Annotated in this window: 18 protein-coding genes; 6 read left to right on the plus strand and 12 right to left on the minus strand. The window is 45.6% G+C overall.

The features are described 5' to 3' along the window. Positions 1 to 48: 48 nt before the first annotated feature. On the minus strand, positions 49 to 375 hold the full coding sequence (locus tag NST84_RS21945; protein WP_342562266.1) for a metalloregulator ArsR/SmtB family transcription factor: 327 nt from the start codon (positions 373 to 375) through the stop codon (positions 49 to 51). A 134-nt stretch (positions 376 to 509) separates the two neighbouring features. Here NST84_RS21945 and NST84_RS21950 point away from each other — a divergent pair, with 134 nt between their 5' ends. The 4 genes from NST84_RS21950 to NST84_RS21965 all read left to right on the plus strand — a co-directional run bounded on the left by NST84_RS21950 (position 510) and on the right by NST84_RS21965 (position 3,072). Then, the gene (locus NST84_RS21950; RefSeq protein ID WP_342562267.1) at positions 510 to 959 is read left to right on the plus strand and encodes a MarR family winged helix-turn-helix transcriptional regulator; all 450 of its coding nucleotides are present in this window, start codon (positions 510 to 512) and stop codon (positions 957 to 959) included. Between the two features lie 57 nt (positions 960 to 1,016). Continuing rightward, positions 1,017 to 1,799 (plus strand): arsenite methyltransferase, encoded by a 783-nt coding sequence (locus NST84_RS21955; protein WP_342562268.1) that lies wholly within the window; start codon positions 1,017 to 1,019, stop codon positions 1,797 to 1,799. A 20-nt stretch (positions 1,800 to 1,819) separates the two neighbouring features. Beyond that, entirely contained in the window at positions 1,820 to 2,314 is a 495-nt protein-coding gene (locus NST84_RS21960) for an arsinothricin resistance N-acetyltransferase ArsN1 family A (protein ID WP_342566488.1), read from the plus strand. A 362-nt stretch (positions 2,315 to 2,676) separates the two neighbouring features. Further along, entirely contained in the window at positions 2,677 to 3,072 is a 396-nt protein-coding gene (locus NST84_RS21965) for a VOC family protein (RefSeq protein WP_342562269.1), read from the plus strand. A 239-nt stretch (positions 3,073 to 3,311) separates the two neighbouring features. Here NST84_RS21965 and NST84_RS21970 read toward each other — a convergent pair whose 3' ends face one another. From NST84_RS21970 to NST84_RS22005, 8 genes are all read right to left on the minus strand, one after another. Then, complete coding sequence (locus NST84_RS21970) at positions 3,312 to 4,679, minus strand: PepSY domain-containing protein (protein WP_342562270.1); 1,368 nt, start codon at positions 4,677 to 4,679, stop codon at positions 3,312 to 3,314. 183 nt (positions 4,680 to 4,862) lie between these two features. Further along, positions 4,863 to 5,387 carry a redoxin domain-containing protein gene (locus tag NST84_RS21975; RefSeq protein WP_342562271.1) on the minus strand — a complete coding sequence of 175 codons (525 nt, stop codon included), beginning with the start codon at positions 5,385 to 5,387 and terminating at the stop codon, positions 4,863 to 4,865. Then, a complete protein-coding gene (locus NST84_RS21980; protein WP_342562272.1) occupies positions 5,384 to 6,103 on the minus strand; it encodes an ABC transporter ATP-binding protein in 720 nt (239 codons plus the stop codon). Before NST84_RS21980 ends, NST84_RS21975 begins: the two co-directional genes overlap by 4 nt. Beyond that, positions 6,096 to 6,917, minus strand: a complete 822-nt coding sequence (locus NST84_RS21985) for an ABC transporter permease subunit (protein WP_342562273.1) — start codon at positions 6,915 to 6,917, stop codon at positions 6,096 to 6,098. The genes NST84_RS21980 and NST84_RS21985 overlap by 8 nt, the downstream gene beginning before the upstream one ends. 2 nt (positions 6,918 to 6,919) lie before the next feature. Continuing rightward, positions 6,920 to 7,468, minus strand: a complete 549-nt coding sequence (locus NST84_RS21990) for a nitrous oxide reductase accessory protein NosL (RefSeq protein WP_342562274.1) — start codon at positions 7,466 to 7,468, stop codon at positions 6,920 to 6,922. After that, the gene (locus NST84_RS21995; protein WP_342562275.1) at positions 7,465 to 8,832 is read right to left on the minus strand and encodes a NosD domain-containing protein; all 1,368 of its coding nucleotides are present in this window, start codon (positions 8,830 to 8,832) and stop codon (positions 7,465 to 7,467) included. The genes NST84_RS21990 and NST84_RS21995 overlap by 4 nt, the downstream gene beginning before the upstream one ends. A gap of 367 nt (positions 8,833 to 9,199) precedes the next feature. Beyond that, positions 9,200 to 10,288, minus strand: coding sequence for a low temperature requirement protein A (locus NST84_RS22000; RefSeq protein WP_342562276.1), 1,089 nt, complete (start codon positions 10,286 to 10,288; stop codon positions 9,200 to 9,202). A 280-nt stretch (positions 10,289 to 10,568) separates the two neighbouring features. Then, positions 10,569 to 10,823 carry a leucine-rich repeat domain-containing protein gene (locus NST84_RS22005; RefSeq protein ID WP_342562277.1) on the minus strand — a complete coding sequence of 85 codons (255 nt, stop codon included), beginning with the start codon at positions 10,821 to 10,823 and terminating at the stop codon, positions 10,569 to 10,571. A gap of 256 nt (positions 10,824 to 11,079) precedes the next feature. Between NST84_RS22005 and NST84_RS22010 the strand changes: the two genes are divergently transcribed. Continuing rightward, positions 11,080 to 11,565, plus strand: coding sequence for a hypothetical protein (locus NST84_RS22010; protein ID WP_342562278.1), 486 nt, complete (start codon positions 11,080 to 11,082; stop codon positions 11,563 to 11,565). A 76-nt stretch (positions 11,566 to 11,641) separates the two neighbouring features. Here NST84_RS22010 and NST84_RS22015 read toward each other — a convergent pair whose 3' ends face one another. Further along, positions 11,642 to 12,811, minus strand: coding sequence for a serine hydrolase domain-containing protein (locus NST84_RS22015; protein WP_342562279.1), 1,170 nt, complete (start codon positions 12,809 to 12,811; stop codon positions 11,642 to 11,644). A gap of 172 nt (positions 12,812 to 12,983) precedes the next feature. Between NST84_RS22015 and NST84_RS22020 the strand changes: the two genes are divergently transcribed. Beyond that, positions 12,984 to 13,427: an Lrp/AsnC family transcriptional regulator gene (locus tag NST84_RS22020; RefSeq protein WP_342562280.1), complete on the plus strand. Its 444-nt coding sequence runs from the start codon at positions 12,984 to 12,986 to the stop codon at positions 13,425 to 13,427. On the opposite strand, the gene NST84_RS22025 is transcribed toward NST84_RS22020, so the two are convergent. Together NST84_RS22025 and NST84_RS22030 are read right to left on the minus strand one after the other, a co-directional pair. Next, a complete protein-coding gene (locus tag NST84_RS22025) occupies positions 13,424 to 14,623 on the minus strand; it encodes an MFS transporter (protein ID WP_342562281.1) in 1,200 nt (399 codons plus the stop codon). The two genes, NST84_RS22020 and NST84_RS22025, sit on opposite strands and share 4 nt — an antisense overlap. A gap of 214 nt (positions 14,624 to 14,837) precedes the next feature. Continuing rightward, positions 14,838 to 16,664: an APC family permease gene (locus tag NST84_RS22030; protein WP_342566489.1), complete on the minus strand. Its 1,827-nt coding sequence runs from the start codon at positions 16,662 to 16,664 to the stop codon at positions 14,838 to 14,840. Positions 16,665 to 16,786: the final 122 nt, after the last annotated feature.

Genomic DNA, 16,786 nt, shown 5'->3' on the forward strand with positions numbered 1-16,786 from the left:
TCAGGCATCATTATATAATTATATGCTTATACATTCAACGGCAAAATGTTATTCGCAGCAAGCAGCCTTAGACGGCTTATTCAATTGCGATAAAACGGTATTAGCATCAGGCGTAAGATTTAAAATCGCCTTAACATGGGGCTTATCTTCAATGTTTAAAGAATAATACACCCACTGCCCCCTCTTCTGTTCCTTTACCAATCCACTGCTTTTTAATTTGCGCAGATGCTGACTAACGGCCGGCTGAGAAATATCAAAAAGATCCACGAATTCACATACACAACACTCCCGATCTTTTAGAAGTGTAAGAATCGTTAGACGTGTCTTATCCCCAAGGAGCTTCAAATCTTCTGCAAGATCATTTAATATGTCCAATTTTAAATCTCCTCTCTCCGCATATAAGACGACACTTATATTCTAAGGCCTTGATGATCAATTATCAACCGAGTAAATTAAATACTTGCACTTTGCAATTATTTACGATATAACTGGTGCAAGAGGTGAACACAATGGAAACCCCACGGGAACTATTCCAAATCATGACCCGGCGTTTAGGACTACTCAATAAGGACTGCTGCAGTGTAGGAGGGTGTAATCTTTCCGCGGCCCAAAGCCACCTGCTATATGAGATAGACCGGAGCCATAATCCTTCCATGCAGCAAGTCGCCGAAACACTCGGCACTGATATTACAACCTTCAGCAGACAAGTCCAGTCTTTGGTGAAAATGAATTTGGTTAAAAAGACACCCGATCCCGCCGACCGGAGAATTTATAACCTGTCTCTTACTCCTGAAGGAAAAATGGTGGCCACAACGATTGATCAACAAATGAATGAATACCTAAATGAAACTTTCTCGCACATGAGTGAGTTTGAAGTAGAAACATTACTGCGGTCCATTAAGCTTTTCAATGAGGCCATGGGGAAATCCAGCAATTGCTGCGCACCTGTAAAAGGGTGATTTCTCTCGTGTTATACTTGCATGTTGCAAATAATTTTAACTAAGGAGTGTATAAGTATGACCAAACTTACTAATGATCAGATCCGGCAAAATGTACGGGGGCGTTACCAAAAAGTTGCTGTAAGAAAGAGCGAAGCTTCCTCTTCCTGCTGTGACTCCCCTGCTGATTTCGAGGCCATATCCGCCAAACTGGGCTATTCCAGTAGTGATCTCTCTGCAGTTCCTGAGGGTGCAAATTTAGGCCTTGGTTGCGGTAATCCCCAGGCTATTGCTGAACTGAAGGCGGGTGAATCTGTCCTGGATCTCGGGAGTGGCGGCGGATTCGATTGCTTCCTGGCTTCCCGGCAGGTAGGTGAGCAAGGCCATGTTATAGGTGTGGATATGACGCCTGAGATGATCAGCCGCGCAAGGGAAAATGCCATAAAGGGTAAGTTTAATAACACCGAATTCAGATTGGGTGAAATTGAACATCTTCCTGTCGGCGACAACTCGGTGAATGTCATTATCTCCAACTGCGTAATTAACCTTTCACCGGATAAACAGCAAGTATTCCATGAAGCCTACCGTGTCCTTCAGCCGGGCGGTCGTCTGGCCATCTCCGACATCGTAACTACAGCTGAACTTCCTCCTGAGATCAAAAATGATTTGGACGAATTATATTCCGGTTGTATCTCCGGAGCGTCTTCCATCGCTGATGTAGAGCAGATGCTTCACGAAAGCGGCTTTTCGGAGATCAGCATTGAGCCAAAAGACGATTCCAGAACATTCATTAAAGACTGGGTTCCCGGTGCGAACGTTGACCAATACATCGTTTCTGCTGTAATTAAAGCGAGAAAGTAATCTAAGGGGATGTTCATATGATCAGTACATTAACTGTTCGTCAGGCCACACCAGCAGATATTGGAAGTATCCTGCGTATTTACAATCAGGGGATCGAGGACCGGATCGCTACACTTGAAACAGAGACTAAAGATTACTCCTATATGGAAGCATGGTTCAACGATCACCAAGGCCGCTTTAGCGTTTGGGCTGCTGAACGAGAAGGTGAAGTCATTGGCTGGGTCTCACTGAACCCATATTCTCATCGTTGCGCCTATAACGGAGTCGCTGACCTATCCGTTTACATTGACCGCAGCTTTCGCGGACAGGGTGTGGGCAGCTCTCTACTGGAGTCCTTACACAAGATCGCAAAAGAAAACAGCTTTTATAAAATGGTTCTCTTTACCTTCCCGTTTAATGAGAGTGGTCAAGGGCTGTACCGGAAGATGGGTTACCGGCAGGTTGGTGTATTTGAGAAGCAGGGGATTATGGATGGAGCGTTTATTGATGTGATGATTATGGAGAAACTGCTTTAATGGAAATTAAAGGAGATTTCTTTTGTAATTAAACAAATTGCTCCCGTCAGAGAAAAAACACATTCACTGTCGGGAGCTTGTGTCATTAGAGGGTATGCGTGTCTAACATAATATATTGAGCTATCCTGCCCGTTAACGTAACGAGAGTCAGCCGGCCCTCAAGCCCAGCTGACTCTGTCTGTACTGAGCTATACTATTCCTTTAGTTGAATAAGCATGCTTTAATTTATTGCACAATATCTTCGTACTGTGCAACAATCACTATGACTCTTAATGAAAAAACCTTTTAAGCTAGCGGGCAGGATAGTATGGTAACCACCTTGAAATAATTAGCGAGGTTAATTTAAGAAAAGGGCTGAGTAGATGCTAAATGGAAAAATCTTAGGAATCGCATATAATGTAATTCCAGTAAAAGATGTAAAAAAATCTGCAGAATGGTTTGTCAGTCATTTTGGTTTTAACATCAGAAACGATAGGGGAAATTATTTAAGCTTATTTAGGGGCAATCGTCCAATAATTGATTTAATTGAATCTGATAATGAAACAAGAGCAGTTTTTGAAGTAAATGGACGGCAAAGGTGGATTGTAACATTTTTTACAGATGATATTAGCTCATTACACATGAGGCTAACATCTGAGGGAGTTACGACCAGGCCAATTAGCAATGAAGGCATTTACGGCAAGTTTTTTGTTTTTGAAGACCTTGATGGAAATTTATTTGATGTATGGGAGCATAATGACTGTGAATTACTCTTTTGAGGCAGCAATCAACGGAATCATTTAGTTTAATAACATAGCGGCAGTCTATGAGCTGCCGCAATATGCTATGATCCTGACCTTCCTATTCCTCTCTTACTGCGCAATATGCGTCAAACGCGACATAACACCTTCAATAATCTTGTTCGACTAACCTACCTGTTAGCATAACGAAGGTAGCCGGTCTTCAGGACCGGCTGCCTCGTTTTATCATAAGCTAGTTTCCCCTAGCTAAATCAAGCCTACACATTGTTCTGTACCCCGCCGCCTCTTTTAATCATATACATGATGAGCTCAATGATAAGTATCACGATAAGTGAAATCCCAAAGAGTGGCATAATGATGCCCAGCACGATCATGAAAATAAGGAAGCCGGCGGATACCCCGGAGAGTTTAGGGGGAGCTGAGAGTGAATTTTTCTTTTTGCGGCTCAGCCAGGTTTTGAATCCCCAGAAAATAACGAGCAAAAAGGCAAGACAAACGATCAGGTTTATTATTTTATTAGGCCAGCCAAAGAGATGCCCTTCATGCAACGGTATTCCCCAAGTGAACCATTTTGCCAGGATTCCGTAATCCTCATAATTAACCTTTGCTAACAGCTGACCATTATACTGGTCGAAGTAGTTCGTAACCTCTTCATAGGGGCCTACATCTAAGCCAGTAATTCCGGTATTACTTCCTTTCGAGACCGTAAATACGCCCTCTTCACTAGAAGGATAGACGATAGAATACGGTTTGGTAATCTGGACCTCGTCGGCCTTACTCATTAAGTATTCAATAGATATCGTTTCGCTGTTATCGTACATATCCATATCCGCCATGTTACTATGTCCTGTGTGCCCTGCATGATCGCCAGACGATACCGGTGAATCATTCTTGCGGGTTGCCCACGGGATTTCACTCATATCGGAAGTAGGAGGCTGCTGCTTCAAAATAGGGTTTCCGATAGAAGGGTTCTCCTGTGCTGCAGTGTAGATAAAATTCCCCATTACAGCTGACCATGGCAATCCGGTGAAGATGATGATTATTAATGGAACAGTAATAATTGTGCCGACCAACGCATGCCATTTCAGGCTTCGTTGCCGTTTTGTCGGATTTTGACGCCTCTTTAACGCTCTTCCCTTAAATGTCATATAAATGCCGGAAAGCAAGAGGAAGATCGCCCAGCATGCAGCTAGCTCAACTAAATAATTTACTACAGTTCCGCCTACAAACAAAGAGCTATGTACATTTCTCATTACATTTGAAAACGTATAGTTCGCATTTTGGCTGCCTACCAATTGATTGTTCTCGTCTAAAAAGACATATTTTTGATCCCCGTTAGGATCAGTCATCGTCAAGCGAGTATTATAAGGATTATCTAGAATGATTACCTTGGTCAGAGTAAAGTCCTTATACTCTTCTTTGGCCAACTGAATTCCCTCATCAATGGTCAACGGTGCAGACTGCTGGCTGTTCCCAAAGAACAGATCTTTGTAGGCACTCTTTTCAACATCTGTGTAAAATAAGTATCCGATTCCGCTCAACGTTAATGTAATCAGTAAAGGTGTAATAAATAGGGCACCATAAAAATGCCAGCGCCAAAATCGGTTATAAAAGGTTTTCGTCATTGCTGTTCTCCCCCTTTTAAGCTTCACTCAGTATAAAATAGCTGCGTTGTACTCAACAGGCTCGATAGAGCTATAACGGTCCTAAATATATGTATAATTTGTGACGCGTGATAATCCTCATAGCAATTCGTATAAAAACAAAAAAAGATGGCTCTACCAGCCATCTTAGGTTTAAAAAAGGGATCAGGATTCCCCGGCATCCTCTAGCCATTGCTGCAGCATGTTGAAATCCTGGATTTCGCCAAAAACAACCTTCTGTATCTCACCTTTGGTATTAATGATATAGGTAGAAGGAAGTGCCGTGACCCCATACAATGCAGATATTTTCCCTGTAGCATCAATCACCACGGGAAAAGAAAATTGCTGCTCTTCCATATATTCAGATACTGTACCTTTGGACTCACCCACATTAACGAACAAGGTTTCGATCTGCATATCCGATGATTTGTGGATTTCATTAAGCAGCGGCATTTCCTGCATACACGGCTTGCACCAGGTGGCCCAGAAGTTGAGCAAAACCACTTTCCCCTTATAATCAGCCAGGTTTACCTTTCCCCCGGTTAATGAAGTGGCTTCAAACGCAGGGGCAGGAGCACCTGTAGCAATTCTTTCAGCTGGAGCTTTGTTCGAATGTTGAAGGTATACCCATACGATAGCCGCCATTGCTGCAACAACAACCAGCCAGGTTGTGCTTTTGCGCACTCTCATCGCAGCCCCAAGCTGTGGTTAAAGGCTTCATACAATGAACCATGCTTTGTCCGGAAGTCTTCCGTTCTACCTGATCCTACATTTCTTCCCTGGCTTAAGAATACGATCCGGTCAGCAACTTTATCGGCAATTTCCAATTGATGTGTAGAAAAAATAACAGTATGCCCCTCTTCCCTGATTCCTTGAAGCAGCTTTACAAATTCATTCATCCAAAACGGGTCAAGGCCGTTCGTCGGCTCATCCATAATCAGCAGCGGCGGTTTAGCAAGCAGTGCTTGAGCGAACAGGACACGCTGACGCATCCCTTTGGAAAAGGTATTCACCAGACTGTTGCGCTTATCCTTAAGCCCGACCAGAGCAAGCACTTCCTCTACCCGGTCTTTGCGTTTGGGAATCTTCCTTAGAGCTGCCCAAAACGATAGTGTCTCTTCTGCCGACAAGCCATGATTAAACTGATAATCATCCGGCATATAGCCGATTTGCATCGAAAACTGCTTGCGTGACTTGCTCCAGTAAAGCCCGCTCACCGATACTTCACCTGTTGTCGGCTGAAGAATACCGGCAATCATCCGCAGAACGGTGCTTTTACCAGCCCCATTACCTCCGCATAGTGCAAGGATGCTGCCTTTAGGAATCTGAAAACTGATTTCTTCTACAAGCGTCTGCTTTTTAATAACCTTGGAGATTCCTTTCACCTGAACTAACGGGTTATCCACGGGAACGCCCCCTTTCCCATAACCAATAGACTGCTAAAATGGAGAGCAAGATCCAGACCAGACAAACCCCGAGAAACAGCAAACTGCCATTTGGCCGGCTCATCCATTCCACCCATTGATAATATTCAGGTCCCAGCACCGAACCTCCACCCAGCTTAACCACAACAAACAGCCGTACCAGCTCTGCCGGGTTGAGGATCGTTAAGATAACCAGCAAGGGTTTGATCCAGAGATAAGGCAGCAGCCCCAATCCGGCAATCAGAAAAGTCGGCCAGCCGATTACCAGGAAGAACCATACAGCTACAGAGACAGTCAGAGCCTGCCAGCGGTTGCGGGACAACGAGCCTATAAACAGGGCAATAGTCAAAAACAGCAGTACAAGTCCCGCCGAGAATGCCAGAAACAAAAAATAGGTACTTGAATCAAAAGCCGTACCAAGAAAGCCGCTGATCAGCCCCATGAGTCCGTAACCAAACGCTACAATAACAAGCAGCACAGCTGCCAGCCCTATATATTTGCCTAAAACAAAGGATAATGTGCCGATGGGATAAGTGGACAGCAGCTGCCAGCTGCCGTCCTCCTTTTCCGATGTCAGTGAGAATGATCCCAGAAACAAAGTCATCAGCGGTAATAGATAAAGAATCAGGCTTAGCATGGAACCCGTGACGGCAGTGTAGCCCTCCACAACATTTTGCGCATTTATCAGCAGTAAGCCGAGGCTAAACGCGCAGAATAAGGTCAGGAAGGAATATGCCCAAGGATTCCGGAAGCCCATTTTGATTTCTCTGCGTGCGACTTGCAGGATGTCTGCCATGCTTACATATCCATCTCTTCAGAATGCGTACCTTCCTCTGACATATGCTCATCCATATGACCTTCAGAGTCATGCATATCCATGTTCATCATATCCGTATTTTGCTTCCATTCGTGGGATGCCAGATCCTCCGCTGTCAGAACCGTTCCCACACCCTGCTCTTCCACAAATGCTTCGGCCGCGGCTTTATCTTTAAAGCTGACTACACCATAGGCCATCGGGGTGCGCAGAGATTCATCATATACGTAGCTGGCTTTGCTATACTCAATCCACGCTTTGTCATTATAGTCACGCACGTAATCCATACCGATATTGTCCGTGCCGTTCTGCTCCTTCCACTCGTTCATACAACCAATGTCATCAAATTTGTAATTCTTCCCGTCTTTTGTTATCAGCTGTGTGGCGAACGCATCATCCTTAACCTGCATATTGCAAATCACACAAATATCCGTTTCTTCATTGATTGCTAGCGGCTCATATTTCTTCTGTCCGCAAGCAGTCAGGATGACCAGACTCATGACTACCATTAATGCTGCGCTCCATTTTTTCATAACCTCAATACCCCCAGATATATTATTGTAATGACTGACAAAAACATTAGCAGCCAGCCTACCACCATTACCGTTCCTTGACCTCCACCCGTCTGGCCTTGAGCAGCCGCACCCGCTTCCAATTGCATTAATGGTGCCGGATCAGTTGACCACCCTGTATTCCCGCTTGTATACATATCACTTAAAAATGTCATACCCGGTGACTGAAAAAACAACTGATAGGCCGCATTATCAGACACTAATTGCTGATAGAAAGGATTGATCGCATACCGAAGATCACTGAGACCGTCACCAGTAAGATCTAGCCCTTCAAACGAGTCCCAGTAATTCCCGTTCAACACGTTATCTTTACTGCCTGTCGCCTGTGCTTCAATTACATTCGCGACAAAGCCATTACGCTGAAAGCGGTTGCCCTCCGCATCCTCAAATTGAATGCCGATATAGTTCCTGAGAACAAGGTTATTCTGCAGGACGTTATCTGAAGATCGCTGCATATAAATCCCCACACGGTTTCCTTCTACCACATTGTTCACCACACTTGAAGTCCGGACATCATAGAGCAGGATCCCTTGAGAGTGAACATTCTGGCTCTGTTTGCGAAAAGAGTTGCCAGACACAACCACATCTGTTACCCCCATCACCATTGCACCGGTTATGTTGTATTCGCCGGTGTTATTAGTGACCCTGGATCCATTTATGTACATACAATGTACACCGTAACGCAAATAAGACAGCTTGTTCTGATCCACCACAGTGTTGCGGCTGTTCTCCAAGTAGATGCCATCCCGCAGATAGGAAATCTCATTCTCCCTAATCTCAGTCCCGTGAGCGTTATAAAGATCAATTCCATTGCCTCTTGTTCCCGGGGCTTCTCCTTTTGGAATAAACCAGCGTATCTTATTCATTGTGATAACTCCGCCGTTAGCTTCGCGAAGCACGATCCCAAAGCCTGCTGAATGAATGTCCAAGCCCTTCAATGTCACCCTATCAGCCTCAACTCTCACCGCAGCAGCTTCTCCATCGTTATTTTGCTGGATATTCAGATTCTCCAGCTGTACATCATCTGCACGGATCAGGACAGCAACCTGTTCATCTGCAGAAGTGTTCAGGAGCGTTGATCCGCCGTTCCCGTTAATGATCAGCCGCTTGTCAATATGTACGGGTCCCAGATAAGTTCCCGGAGCTAACGTGAGAGTCTCTCCGATACGGGCTGAATCAATAATGGGCTGCAGCGGGATAGGCTCTGCATTTGTCTCGGCACGAGCCATATTTTTAAATCCCAAGCCTAACAATATCCAGATCGTTAAATATACGATAACAAATCTTAATACTCCCGAAAGGTGGTCTCCTCTATCTAATGCCATTGTTCACCTCCTGAAAGTGTGAGAGTATCTATACTCTATCATTACCAATTCAATGAGAGATAAAACTGGACTTGATCTCGTAGGTTGCAGGCGTAAATCCTCATATACATTCTGAGTGTAAATAAAAGGAAGAGTGGTGACCATAGCTCGATGTAGCTATCCCCAAGTGAGACTGTGTCTAAATTGTGATTTATGTCATACGCTCGAGTTGCAGCTACCGTATCTGCAGGAATATGGAACCGGATCGAATTATCCTTCCAGTTTTGCAATATGTGCTGAGATGAGTAAGCAGCTATAATACAAATAAACAGGCTGCGCCCGTAAGATCCTTCTTCGATCTCATGGGCACAGCCTGTTCTTGTGCAGATTAGGTTGTGATTTTGGCATAGACAGCGAAGAACAGCGCCATTTCGCCCATCATCACCACATTTGGGACGTGGAACAACAGATTAAGAATGTAGAAAACGATCAAAATCCCTAACAGCAGGGACAGATGCTTAATACCCAGCCGGTGCTGCCTATGCCTGTAGACATGAAAGACAAGTGATGTTGAGGCAAAATAGAGTACGACAGACCCGAAGAACAAATTCAGCATCAGCTCATAATGCAGCTCATTCAGGAACAGGAGCTGAATCGAGGCGGCAATCATACTTAGCGAGAGGAAGATAAACAGATGGCCATAGATGATTGTCTGTCCGGCAGTCTGTACATGCTTATCCACCTTCTTCTCCAGATTGTCGTAATATTGCCACCACATCGCGATAATGAGCACAAACGTCAACGCTGCAAAGCCCACCGACTGCGGAGTCCAGGAGCTGGATTGCAGTACAGCGAGTATGCTGACTACAGATTCCCCGAGCAGAATCAGCGCAAAGAGTGAGAAACGCTCCAGCAGATGGTGAGTGTTCGTCGGAGTCTTGAGCAGGATCTTTCTACCGGTCAGCGGAAGGATAATATCAAGAACGATTCCCGCGTATAGCACGGCATAACGCACCCAGGAATCAAAAAACAGGGAGCTGGCGGAGATGGCCAGTCCGATCCAAAAGCGGGTCCCGAAATAATGGGCAGTGGCCCGCAAATGCCCCTCCTCCTTGGCATGCGCGTAATGATACTGCACGGCGGTCATCGCCCTCAGTCCGATGTAACCGATCAAAAAGGAAAGATAGGTAGCATCGAAATCAACGTTCAGGCTGGCCGTCATAATCAGTACGAAAAACAGCTGGATAATCAGAAAAATCCGGTGAGTAACACTATCCTGCCCAAAGCGGTTAACGAATAATGTCTGTCCCACCCAGGCCCACCAGATTGGGATGAAGATTAGTATAAATTTGCCCAGCGTCTCCAGGGAAAGGGTCTCGTCCTCTACATGCAGCAGCACGTGGCTGGCTTTAGCCACCGCGGCGACAAACAGCAGATCATAGAACAGCTCCAGCCAGGTTACCTTCTTCTCGGTCATATGTATTAGGCCTCCTTAGCCGTCCGGATGATTTCCGGCCTGCTGTTTGTTTTTCCCTATCATAATGGCATTCTCTTAATTACCGCAAGACCGGCAGAGAACAAGTCTGGAAATCAGTGTGTTAGAGGAGACCATGAACAGCTGAGCAGCGCTTGTCCGGTTAAAGTACGCCATCTAGATGAACAAAAGCAGCCAATCGACGGGATCGGCTGCTTTATACTGCTCATTTTTTTGAAAATCATGACCATATGCTTGCTTCCCATATATTCAACAGAAGTATTTAACCCAAGCCAGTTGTTTTTGACACAGGAGCAAGATCTTTGATGTTATTATCCGCAGCCTCGAGCCTCCTAAGCTTAATCAATCCTGCTAGCGGTGAAAGATCATTGATTGGGTTGCGACTCAAATCCAAAGTCGTCACATTGACTGCATACTCCAAACCCTGCAAACTCTTAATTCCTTTACCCGATAAAAAAACGTCTGTCAATGACTCTAAATCCTCTTTTGTTAGTGATTCATCGTCGTTTTTATTCAATAATGAGTTCCGTTAATCTGCCGTTAGAAAACACAAGTAGCCGATCACATGGATCAGCTACTTTCTTAATATTACAATGACAATACAATCGAACTTTGCTCACATATATTCAATCTTTTCAAGACTTGAATTCATTTAAAATCGAGTTAGAATTAAAAAATCAGTGTGTAGAGATATTGGTATAGTTCTTACCAAAAATATATGTCGCATGATACGTCTGCCATCTGAAATTTCAATTTTCGGAGGGTATAAAAATATGTACAAGGAAGACAGACTGCCTCAAAGTCCAAAAGAAAGCTTGCTGTATATGTTGATTATTTCAATTATCTCAGTCAACACGATTGCTCCAATGATCACGGGGCTTCAACTCGGGTTTAGTAAGGATAATTACTTAGAAACCCTAAAGGTTATTCCGGTTATGTGGATTATCGTCATTTTATTAGTAAGATTTGTTGCGGGACCGTTGGTTGGCAGATTGATGCCAAAGTTCGTAGGACAAACAGATGGATTTAATGCCAGAGTGCTATTAAATACTTTATTAAATGTTACAGTCTTATCTATTCTGCTTACAATTTTCGGAACTTGGGTTGGTACAAAACATTTAAGCCTTGAACCTTTTCATAACTTTTTTTACAGTTGGTTTAGGAACTTTGGCGTAGCGTTTTGGATTGAATTGTTAATTGCACAGCCCATTGCAAGATTTGCAATGAAAAAATTACATTCGAAACAACAATCTTGTTAACGTAACCAGAAGCAGCCGATCCTCAATTCCGGCTGCTTCTGTCTGTACTGAACCATCCGCCCCTCCTATAAAACCGTCAAGACTCAACTTCCCGAATACCCTTGTAGACAGCTTCGCACAGTTCCGTTGTAAACCTGCCTGACATTCCTTCAAGCGCCGTATTGGTGAATGCTACAACACTAAGCTCCTCTCTCGGATCAACAAACCAGGAGTGGCCATAGGTGCCACCCATCCGCCACGTTCCCGCGGATTCCGGTGTATTGGCTTCTGCCGGGTCTTTAAGCAGTGTAAAACCAAGTCCAAAGCCTCTTCCCGGCCAATAGGGCATCACAAGATCACCAATTTGATTGGTTGTCAATTCCGTGACAAGAGCCTCCGGCAGAATCGGATTTCCTCCCTGGCGCAAAGCTTCCAGCAGTTTAAGAAAATCTCCTGCGCTGCCAATCATGCCGGCTCCCCCGGACGGATAAGCAGCCTTATCGGTGAATCTATCGGGTGAAAGAAGGAAGCCTGCCGTCCCCTCCACGAAAGGAACGGTATCAAAATCGAGTAAGCGCCGGGGGTCTCCAGTGCTGTCTGCGTAAGACGCGGTCAATCTGTCCATGTCCACGGCCTTGAAATCCGTGTCCGTCATGGAAAGCGGATGAGTTACAAGCACCTGTACAGCTTCATTAAGCGGCATTCCCGTAACCTTTTCGATGACCGCTCCGAGCACATCTGTTGCAATGGAATACCTCCACATTTTCCCTGGCTCATATAGAAGCGGCACAGAAGAAAGTCTTTGCAGATTCTCTTCAAGTGAAATTCCTGCCAGATCCATGCCGTCCGATACCCCGGCAAGCTCATAAGTCCCCTTTTCTTCTTGAAAGAACCGATAGGTTAAACCGGCGGTATGCGTCATCAGATGGCGAACGGTCATAGAGGCATACTGTCCGTTCGGCAGTTTGGGACGAAAGGCCGGAAGCCATTTGATCACCGGATCGGTTAACTGCAATCGCCCTTGCGAAATTAATACCAAGGCCGCCGTTGACACGACCGGCTTGGTTACCGATGCGTATCTAAACAAAGCATTTTCCTGCATCGGCCGTTTCTGCTCGCGGTCGGCTAAGCCGGCAGGTCTGCTGTAAACGAGGTTTCCGCCTAATGCAACCTGGACTACAGTACCAACGATTCTCTTTTCCTCAAGTGTACGATCAATTACCTCATTCACACTATTTTTCATCCATTCCAGATCTATATTTTTCATGTCTCTCATCCTTTCCGGCTGCTGTTCAGTTGATTATTTATAGCAAGTGTGTTTATTATAGTAATAAATTCTGCCATCTTACATAAAACAAACAAGTTAGAACCATTTGTTTTCGATGAATCTAAAGGTATTAAAATGAAATAACTTTCAAATTAAAAGGCGGGTGATTTGCTTGGACGAAATCGATCATAACATCCTGCTCCATTTGCAGGATCAGGCAAGATTATCAATGACAGAATTAGGAAAGCTGGTAGGGCTGTCTCAGCCAGCCGTAACTGAACGTGTGAAACGCATGGAAGAAAAGGGGGTTATCGAGCAATACCGGACAGTCATTTCTTCGCATAAAGTGGGTAAGCAATGCACCGCCTATATGCTGATCAGGACCCGGAATTGCTATCCTTTCCTTGATTTTTGCCGTTCGTCACCGGAGGTCACGGAATGTTACCGGATAAGCGGAGAGCATAATTATTTATTGAAGGTCCTGACGGAAACAACCCAGGGCCTGGAGGAATTTGAAAACCGGTGCGATCAATACGGAACCTATACGACTATGATCGTAATGTCTTCACCAATCGCTTATAAAAATCTCATTGAAGAACCGAATTTGCTTGCCTAAGAAGGAAAGCCATGCTTTTTAGCCAGCCAGGCTGTAATTAAGGTGGGAAGCAGCAGGATCATTAATACACCCGGAAGGAATCCGGCTCCAAGCAGTTCGAGAAGAACTCCGCCTATAATGCCGCCGCCGCCGATTGCCACATTCCACGCGGTAACCAGCATCGATTGGGCTATATCCGCGCTCCTTCCCCCGGCTTGAGCTATTGCTGTCTGCAGTAAAGTGGCCGCCCCGCCAAACGTAAGCCCCCACACCGCAACACCAAGAATAATCATTGCAGGTTGATTCATTCCGATTCCCAAGGCTGCAGAAGCCAAAGCAAATCCTGTGATGCTGATTAAAACCAGCATTCTCAGAAAACGGTCAATCAGCATGCCTATGACCCAAATGCCGGCAACCGAGGTGATTCCGAAAATAAGAAGAACCAAATCCACTCGCTGCGCAAAGGCGGTTTCCGCAAGATACGGTGCAATATAAGTGTATAAAATATTATGGGCTAGTACCCATGCCAAAACGACGAACAGAATCGGCCGTACACCGGGAATCATGAAAATCTTATGAAACGGCAGCTGATCACCGGCAGGCTCGCCAGCATAATCCGGCACCTTCCAGAGCACCCAGCCAATAAGGCCTGCAGCCAGTAAGGATACAGCTCCGAAAATGAGACGCCATCCGGTATAAGCACCGAAAAAAGTACCGAGCGGAACTCCCAGCGCCAATGCCAGCGGGGTTCCAACCATGGCTACAGCCATCGCTTTTCCTTTCAGCGAATCAGACACCATACGCCGCGCATAGCCAGCTGTCATCCCCCATAGAACCCCTGCCGATACCCCTGCGAAAAAACGCGCAGCAAGCGTCAGTATATATATAGAAGATAACGCGGTGATGGTATTGAATATAAGAAAACCGATGATGCACAGCAGCAGCAGCGGCCGGCGTCTCCACCCGCGGGTAGCCGTTGTCAAAGGAATGGCGGCCAGAAGAGATCCAACCGCATAGAGAGTGACCCATTGTCCGGCAAGAGCTTCTGTGACTCGAAGATCCCGGGCAATTTGCGGCAGTAATCCGGCAGGCAGACTTTCCGTAAGAATGCAGATGAATCCCGCCATGGCCAAGGCCAGCAGCCCGGACCACGGAAGACGTGTGGATGACGATACATTGGCACCGTCTTTACTTATAGCAGCAGTGTTTGAGTTCACGATAAATCTCCTTTTTTTATTTTTCCAGCTAAAAAAGCTTTAGCTTTCATATAAGCATATATAAATAAAAGGCTGGTTTACATGGATGATCAAAAGAGAATGACACAAATGTAGAGGAAAATACTCTTATTATCATAGAAATACGAGGATTTTAAAGGCAAAAAAGCCGCCCCAAGCCATTTGCATGGCTTTGGGACGGCTCTTTCAACTTTGATTACTTCTTCAAATGATAAGGCACCGTAGTGACAATCACATCGCTGCGGAACAGCAGACGGGCACGGATCAGCAGGCTGGACTGGTTGTGCAGGATGTTGTGCCAGCCTTTTTTCGGAATAAACTGCGGAATAATGACTGTGACTCTATGATTCAGATCTGCCGCTTTCCAGTTGATTGTATCAATGAACTTGGTCAAGGGCTGGATGATGCTTCTGTATGGAGTATACAGGGTCACCAGGCGCACGTCCGGCTGCCACTTTTTCCACTTTTCTTCAAATATCGCTTCTTCTTCCCGTTCAAACGGGACATAGACGGCGATAATCTGCTGCGGTGACAGCGATTTGGCATATTCCAGCGAGTTCTCCACGACATGGGTAATTCCGGCTACCGGCACGATAATGACATTGCCTTCGATTTTGACCGTTGCTTCACAGGTTGTAATTCTAAGCTGGTCGGCAACCGCCTCGTAATGTTTATGAATTCTATGGAAGACATAAAGAAGAATCGGCAGGAAGACGAATACAGGCCATACCTGAGTGAATTTGGTCAGGAAGAACATCATCGTAACGATGAAGCTGATCAGCGCACCGACGGTGTTGATAATAAACTTCGGCATCCAGCCCGCAGGCTTTTCGCGCAGCCATTTCACCATCATCCCGGTCTGGGACAGCGTAAAGGGAATGAATACCCCTACCGCATATAAAGGAATCAGCTGCTCTGTTTTACCGTCGAATACATAAATCAGAAGCATGGAGAGTACGCCCAGGATAATAATCCCGTTGGAATAGCCCAGTCTGTCTCCACGCATCGTAAACATCCGCGGAATGAATTTGTCCTTGGCCAGATTCACAGCCAGCAGAGGAAAGGCGGAATAACCTGTATTAGCCGCCAGAATCAGAATGAGTGCAGTTGTACCCTGGATAAAAAAGTACATCGCATTGCGGCCAAAGGTCTGCTCGGCTATCTGCGACACGACAGTGACGTCAGCACGCGGCGCAATGCCGTAGTAATAAGCCAGCACAATAATGCCTGAGAACAGAACAGCCAGCAGAGCTCCCATCGCCGTCAAGGTTTTGGCTGCGTTGGAAGCCTCAGGGCTTTTAAAGTTGGGAATGGCATTGGAAATCGCTTCTACCCCGGTCAACGCCGAGCTCCCCGAGGAAAAAGCGCGCAGCAGCAGGAACAAACTAATCCCTGCTACCGGAGTACCCAGCGAGGTATGCAGCTCCGCCGGAACACTACCCGTTAAGATGTTATAAAGACCGGTACCGATCAGAATGAATAAAGCCAGTACGAACAAGTAGACCGGATAGGCTAGAACGGAAGCAGATTCCGTCACCCCTCTTAAATTCAATAATGTGATGAGAAATACAAAGATAATGGCAATCAGCACTTTATGCTCATGCAGGCTCGGAAAAGCTGATGTAATCGCATCTGTTCCCGCCGATACGCTCACCGCCACCGTCAGAATATAATCCACCAGCAGCGAACCGCCGGCAATCAGGCCGGGGTATTTGCCCAGGTTTTCTTTGGAGACAACATAGGCTCCACCGCCGTGTGAATAAGCAAAAATAATCTGCCGGTAAGACAGGATCAGTGCAGTCAGCAGCACCAATACCCCGATCGCAATCGGAATGGAATACCAGAAGGCCATTGTACCAACCGTAACCAATACAATCAGAATTTGCTCAGGACCGTAGGCAACGGAGGATAAGGCATCTGATGATAAAATAGCCAATGCTTTCTTTTTATTTAACTTCTGCTCCCCCAGCTCTGTGGACTTCAAGGGCCTGCCAATCAAAAACCTTTTTAAAAAGGAAATCACGGGTTTCACGCTCACTTTGTACGTTAGTCTTATTGTCCTGAAAGCATATCACCTGCCGGATTAAGCTGGTGTTAGGATTTCGCCTTCAGTATTAAGATTGCATTAAGATCAGCCCGTTTTTC

Source organism: Paenibacillus sp. FSL R7-0345, assembly GCF_038595055.1.
Classification (GTDB): domain Bacteria; phylum Bacillota; class Bacilli; order Paenibacillales; family Paenibacillaceae; genus Paenibacillus_AQ.

Bases quoted from the DNA above. Each gene is read 5' to 3' on its own strand.
- NST84_RS21975 (WP_342562271.1), bottom strand. From the start codon at position 5,387: ATGAGAGTGCGCAAAAGCACAACCTGGCTGGTTGTTGTTGCAGCAATG.
- NST84_RS21965 (WP_342562269.1), top strand. From the start codon at position 2,677: ATGCTAAATGGAAAAATCTTAGGAATCGCATATAATGTAATTCCAGTA.
- NST84_RS21990 (WP_342562274.1), bottom strand. From the start codon at position 7,468: ATGAAAAAATGGAGCGCAGCATTAATGGTAGTCATGAGTCTGGTCATC.
- NST84_RS22000 (WP_342562276.1), bottom strand. From the start codon at position 10,288: ATGACCGAGAAGAAGGTAACCTGGCTGGAGCTGTTCTATGATCTGCTG.
- NST84_RS21970 (WP_342562270.1), bottom strand. From the start codon at position 4,679: ATGACGAAAACCTTTTATAACCGATTTTGGCGCTGGCATTTTTATGGT.
- NST84_RS22015 (WP_342562279.1), bottom strand. From the start codon at position 12,811: ATGAAAAATATAGATCTGGAATGGATGAAAAATAGTGTGAATGAGGTA.
- NST84_RS22010 (WP_342562278.1), top strand. From the start codon at position 11,080: ATGTACAAGGAAGACAGACTGCCTCAAAGTCCAAAAGAAAGCTTGCTG.
- NST84_RS21955 (WP_342562268.1), top strand. From the start codon at position 1,017: ATGACCAAACTTACTAATGATCAGATCCGGCAAAATGTACGGGGGCGT.
- NST84_RS21985 (WP_342562273.1), bottom strand. From the start codon at position 6,917: ATGGCAGACATCCTGCAAGTCGCACGCAGAGAAATCAAAATGGGCTTC.
- NST84_RS21995 (WP_342562275.1), bottom strand. From the start codon at position 8,832: ATGGCATTAGATAGAGGAGACCACCTTTCGGGAGTATTAAGATTTGTT.
- NST84_RS21950 (WP_342562267.1), top strand. From the start codon at position 510: ATGGAAACCCCACGGGAACTATTCCAAATCATGACCCGGCGTTTAGGA.